The sequence below is a fragment of the Microvirga sp. P4_G7 genome, from assembly GCF_056401005.1.
The window spans coordinates 1-1,913 of sequence record NZ_JBFUKD010000682.1 but is presented as its reverse complement, the minus strand read 5'-3'; the positions used below and the strand labels follow the sequence as shown (position 1 = coordinate 1,913).

The 1,913-nt window shown below is 60.5% G+C and carries 1 protein-coding gene; it reads right to left on the bottom strand.

Annotation, left to right across the window (positions count from 1 at the left end):
• Positions 1–371: 371 nt before the first annotated feature.
• On the bottom strand, positions 372–1,913 hold a 1,542-nt coding region (gcvPB, locus tag AC1DT3_RS19485), incomplete at its 5' end, for an aminomethyl-transferring glycine dehydrogenase subunit GcvPB (protein WP_477466866.1).

Here is a 1,913-nt window from a genome sequence, read left to right as displayed (position 1 = left end):
CATTGCCTTTTATGGTGTCGTCATCACTGCCGGCGACAATGCGATCGCCCTTGTCGTCGCTGAGGTAGATGATCTTTTGATCGCGTGACGCATCGTGCGAAAGGCGCGTGCCGCCCGCCAGACTGCGAATGAACATCGAATAGGACATATCAGCCTTCCCAATTCCCTAAACTGCAATGTTACAGCATAACAAATTGTAGTTGCAGGAAATTGAGATGTAAATGATTGTTACATTGTTCCTTTGTCTTAGAGATTTTATGCTTAGATACAGTTGTAGGAAGGACTATTGTCTGAATCCGGACATTAGATAAGAAAAAAGGCCTCGGAATACTCCGAGGCCTGAGGTCTCATTCCACCAAATTTGCGAGAAATTATTCGGCTGCTTCCGCGAGCGCTGCCGGCGGCGTCCATTTGAGCACCGGCGCCCGCGCTGCACGGGTCTCGTCGAGACGTCGACGCGGGGCATGATACGGCGCGCCCGTGAAGCGCTCCGTCTCGCCACGCTTCGCCGCCATGGCGAGATCGCGCAACGTGGCGATGAAGAGATCGAGCGCCGCCTTCGATTCCGATTCGGTCGGTTCGATCAACATCGCGCCGTGCACGACGAGTGGGAAATACATGGTCATCGGGTGATAGCCTTCGTCGATCATCGCCTTCGCGAAATCGAGAGTCGTCACGCCCGTATCCTTCAGCCACGCGTCATCGAACAGAACCTCATGCATGCAGGGCTTGTCGCCGAATGGCAGCGACATGAGATCGGACAGCCCGGCGCGAATGTAGTTCGCGTTCAGCACCGCATCTTCCGAGGCCTGCTTCATGCCGTCCGAACCGTGCGACAGCATATACGCGAGCGCCCGCACATACATGCCCATCTGGCCATGGAACGCGGTGATGCGCCCGAACGGCTGCTCGCTCGCATCCTCCTCGTGCTCGACGATCTCAAATCCGTTCTCGCCCGCGCGGACGAAGGGAACGGGAGCGAACGGCGCAAGGCGTGCCGACAGAACGACAGGGCCCGCACCCGGACCGCCGCCGCCGTGTGGCGTCGAGAACGTCTTGTGAAGGTTGATGTGCATGGCATCGATGCCGAGATCGCCTGGCTTCGCCTTGCCGACAATGGCGTTGAAGTTCGCACCGTCGCAATAGAAATAGGCGCCCGCATCGTGCAGCGCCTTTGCGATCTCCACCACTTGCGGCTCGAACAGGCCACAGGTGTTGGGATTGGTCAGCATGATCGCCGCGACGTCGGGGCCGATCAGCTTCTTGACGTCCTCCACATGCACCCAGCCGTCGTCGCGCGCCGGAACCGGCTTCACGACGAAGCCGATGAGGGCGGCGGTCGCCGGGTTGGTGCCGTGCGCCGAGTCGGGAACGAGCACGACGTTGCGAGTCTTGCCCTCGCCCTTCGCGGCAATCGCAGCCTTGATCGCCATCATGCCGCAGAGTTCGCCGTGCGCTCCTGCTTTCGGCGACAGGGAGACGGCCGACGTATTCGTCAGCGTCATCAGATAGCGCGCGAGTTCACTCATCAATTCCAATGCGCCTTGCACCGTGGAAATGGGCTGGAGCGGATGGACATCGGAGAACCCTGGAAGCCGCGCCACGCGCTCGTTGAGCCGCGCGTTGTGTTTCATCGTGCACGACCCGAGAGGAAACAATCCCGTGTCGATGCCGTAGTTCATCTGGCTGAGGCGCACGTAGTGGCGCATCGTCTCGGGCTCGGAAAGACCCGGCAATCCGAGAGCGTCCTTGCGTTCCAAGCCGCCGAGGCGCGGCGTGAACGGGGCCGGCTCGTCGAGATCGACACCGGTGACGTCGGCGCGGCCGATCTCGAAGATCAGCGGCTCGACTTGCGCCAGCGCTTTGTTGCCGGTGAAAGTCGGATGCTCGTTGGTGCCGGCATCGCCGGCGGC